Origin of the sequence: Mycolicibacter senuensis (assembly GCF_003284925.1) — a bacterium.
GTDB classification, from domain to species: domain Bacteria; phylum Actinomycetota; class Actinomycetes; order Mycobacteriales; family Mycobacteriaceae; genus Mycobacterium; species Mycobacterium algericum_A.
Genome location: NZ_QMEX01000238.1, coordinates 1 through 3178 on the forward strand (window position 1 = coordinate 1; position 3178 = coordinate 3178).

Consider the following 3178-nt stretch of genomic DNA (forward strand, 5'->3'; position numbering starts at 1 on the left):
CCGCGTTGGCCGGCCCGAATCGCTGCTCGCGGTAGGTGATGAAGCCGGTATCGCGCAGCGCGGCCAGCACCGTGGCGCGCTGCTGGTCATCGGCGGGCGCGACGGCCGGGTCGCGATTGATCAGCAGCGCGATACCGAGCAGATCGCCGGCCTGCGCGCCCGAGTCGATGAGGTTGCTGCTCAGCTGGGCGCCGGCCGGGACGATTCCGGACTCCATCACCGCGCGCAGTTTCTCCTCGGCGTTGCCGTCGACGAACTGCGCCGTCAACGCGACCGTTCCGGTGACGGTTCCACCGGCCTGGCCGATGATCCGCGCCACCGCGTCGACGTCTTCGTCGGCGGCGTCGGGAGTCCGGAAGACGACCGCGGACTTGCCCTGCAGCGCGTCGCGCACGATGCGGGGTGCCATGGCCGCGTCGAAATCGTTTGCGTGGCTGAGCCGCTCACCGAGCGCGTTCTGTTGTTGGTGCAGGGTGTCGATCTGGGCGCGCAACTCCTGCTTATCGGACTGCAGGCCGCCCATCAGCGGGCCCGACAGCAGCCCGGAGCCCAGCACGACACCCAACACCAGCGCCAGCAGCACGGCGGTCAGCGACATCGCGTGGTAACGAGGGGTGATCATGGCGGTACCCCGATCCCGTTACGTCACCCAGTGCCGCAGCCACTGCGACAGGTCGTGCCAGTAGTTGCTGAGCCATTCGAGCACCAGGGCGTCGGTCTGCGACACCCAGAGCGCGACGATGACCGCCAGCAACATCGACAGCACCAGCAGCGCGATCGCGCCGGCGGAGATCCGGCTGCGGTACAGCGTGGCGACCGCGCGAGCGGCCACCAGCTTCTCGCCGACCTTGAGGCGGGTCAAAAACATCGACGGATTCGTCAGCTGACGGGTCCGGTCGAAGAACGTCTCGATGTTGGCGGTGTGCCCGGCCGTCACGAGCAGCGCCGCGCCGTGATGATCGGCCAGCAGCAGCGCCAGGTCCATCGCGGACCCGGCGGCCGGGAAGGTCATCGCGCCGACACCGAGGTCCTGGATGCGCTCCAGCCCCGGCGCGTGGCCGTCGGCGTCGGCGGGCAGCACCACTTGCGATCCGCACCGCAGCACTTCGGCGCTCATCTGATCGGGGTCGCCGACGATCAGCTGCGGCCGGTAGCCGGCCTTGCGCAACACATCGGCTCCGGAGCCGATGCCGATCAGCACCGGCTGGTACTCCTTGATGAAGGGCTTGAGGCATTTCAGGTCGTCGGCGGCATCGGGTTCGTCACCGACCAGCACCACGTGCCGGCGCCGCAGATCGACATCGATCTCGGGAATCCCGATCCCGTCGATCAGCAGCGGGCTCTCGCTGCGGATGAACTCGATGGTGTTGCCGGCGAAGGATTCCAGGTGCGCCACCAGCCCGCTCTTGGCCTCCAGCATCAGGTCGGCGATCTCGATGTCGCTGCGCTCGACGCCTCGCGCCAGCCGCCGGTCACCGGAGTAGACGGCGCCGTTGTGCAACCGGATTTTGGCGCCGTCGCGGATCTTCTTGAACACCGTGGGTCCGGCTTCATCGATCAGCGTGACGCCGTTGGCGACCAGCACCTCGGGCCCGAGGTTGGGGTAGCGCCCGGAGATGGACGCCGAGGCGTTGACGACGCCGGCGATCTCGGCCTCCACCAAGGCGTCGGCGGTGATCCGGTCCAGATCCAGAATGTCGAGCACCACGATGTCGCCCGGGCCGACCCGCCGCAGCAGGCGGTCGATGTCGTGATCAACCCGGGCCGTGCCGATGACACCGGGCCGAGAGGTGTTACGAGACAGCAGCGCAGACATCTTCATGGCGGCGATTCTGTCCTCGAAACAGCTCAAAACCCAGGAGGCGCGCCGCAACAATAGCCTCAGAAGTTCAATTACGTCACAGTTGTCACAGGCTGGCTGACATCCTCCCAGGCATGGACGCTGCAAGGGTTTTCCCTGTTTCGCGCTACCCGGAGCACGCCTAACGTCTTTGCTCACCCCGGTGAGGAAAGGACATAGCGACATGAAAGCAGCACGGATTACCGCCCTGGCCGCGCTGGTGGCGGGGGCGTCGATCGGATTGGCCGGTCCCGCGTACGCCGACTTCGGCGACGGCATCTACACGATGACGATCACCGAATCCAACCAATTCAAAGTCGGCCAGAACCAGACATGGCAGGTGGGCAGTTGCGGTCCGGACTGTCGGCACGTGGAGGTGGCCGGCGGTGATACCCCCTACGACTTCCGGCTGGCGGGAAGCACCTGGAATGCGTCGCAGCCGACGGGTCAGGCACACGGATTCACGACAAGTGTCGACGACACTTCGCTGGCGGGCACCTTCACCTTCGACGACGGCGCCTACTACAAGTACCAGCTCAAGAAGAACTGATCTGGCGCCGGTCAGGCGCCGGCGTCTGCGCCCCGATCATCCCGGGCGGCGTCCAGCAGCTCTCGCGCGTGCGCCCGGGCGGTGTCGGTCTCTCCCAGGCCGGCCAGCATCCTGGCCAGTTCGCCGACCCGGTCCTCATCGGTCAGCCGCCGCACTCCACTGGCGCCGTTACCGCCGGTGGGCTCGACCATCAGGTGCACATCGGCGTAGGCGGCCACCTGCGGCAGGTGGGTCACCACGATGACCTGGTGGGTGCGGGCCAGCCGCGCCAGCCGACGCCCGATCTGCACCGCCGCGCGACCGCCGACGCCGGCGTCGACCTCGTCGAACACCATCGTGGTGCCGGCCGAGTCACGCGACGAGGCCGACAAGGACGAGGTGGCCAGCACCACCTCCAGCGCCAGCATCACCCGGGACAGCTCACCCCCCGAGGCGCTCTTGGCCAGCGGCAGCACCGTCATGCCCCGATGCGCGGCCAGCCCGAACTCGACGTCGTCGATGCCGTCGGCGCCGGCGTGCACCACCTGTCCCGAGGGCAGCCGCAGGGCGGCCGGGTCGTCGTCGGCTGCCGGGCTGTGGTGCACGCCGACGGTGAACTCGGCGTCGGCCATGGCCAGCCCGGACAGCTCGGCGCTGACCGCCTTGGCCAGCGAACCGGCCGCCTTGCCGCGCGCGGCGCTGAGATCGGTGGCGGTCTTGACCACCCGCTGCCCGAGCTCCTCGACGCGATCGGACAGCGCCGCCAGGGTTGCTTCGGAGACGTCGAGTTGGGCCAGCCGCTCGCGCGA

The 3178-nt window shown here is 68.4% G+C and carries 4 protein-coding genes; 1 reads left to right on the plus strand and 3 read right to left on the minus strand.

Annotated features, from left to right (window positions below):
- A partial coding sequence (locus DQP56_RS23420) for a copper transporter (RefSeq protein ID WP_133259022.1) occupies positions 1 to 622 on the minus strand: 622 nt, incomplete at its 3' end.
- Positions 623 to 640: 18 nt separating this feature from the next.
- Positions 641 to 1822, minus strand: a complete 1182-nt coding sequence (gene steA, locus DQP56_RS23425; RefSeq protein ID WP_112689446.1) for a putative cytokinetic ring protein SteA — start codon at positions 1820 to 1822, stop codon at positions 641 to 643.
- A 202-nt stretch (positions 1823 to 2024) separates the two neighbouring features.
- On the opposite strand from steA, the gene DQP56_RS23430 reads away from it, so the two are divergent.
- A complete protein-coding gene (locus tag DQP56_RS23430; protein WP_112689448.1) occupies positions 2025 to 2390 on the plus strand; it encodes a hypothetical protein in 366 nt (121 codons plus the stop codon).
- 11 nt (positions 2391 to 2401) lie between these two features.
- Here the strand turns inward: DQP56_RS23430 and DQP56_RS23435 are convergent.
- Positions 2402 to 3178 (minus strand): DNA repair protein RecN (locus DQP56_RS23435; RefSeq protein WP_526022718.1); only part of this gene is annotated, 777 nt, incomplete at its 5' end.

What these genes read in the sequence shown, in the direction of transcription:
- DQP56_RS23430 (WP_112689448.1), top strand. Translation starts at nt 2,025, where the DNA reads ATGAAAGCAGCACGGATTACCGCCCTGGCCGCGCTGGTGGCGGGGGCG.
- steA (WP_112689446.1), bottom strand. Translation starts at nt 1,822, where the DNA reads ATGAAGATGTCTGCGCTGCTGTCTCGTAACACCTCTCGGCCCGGTGTC.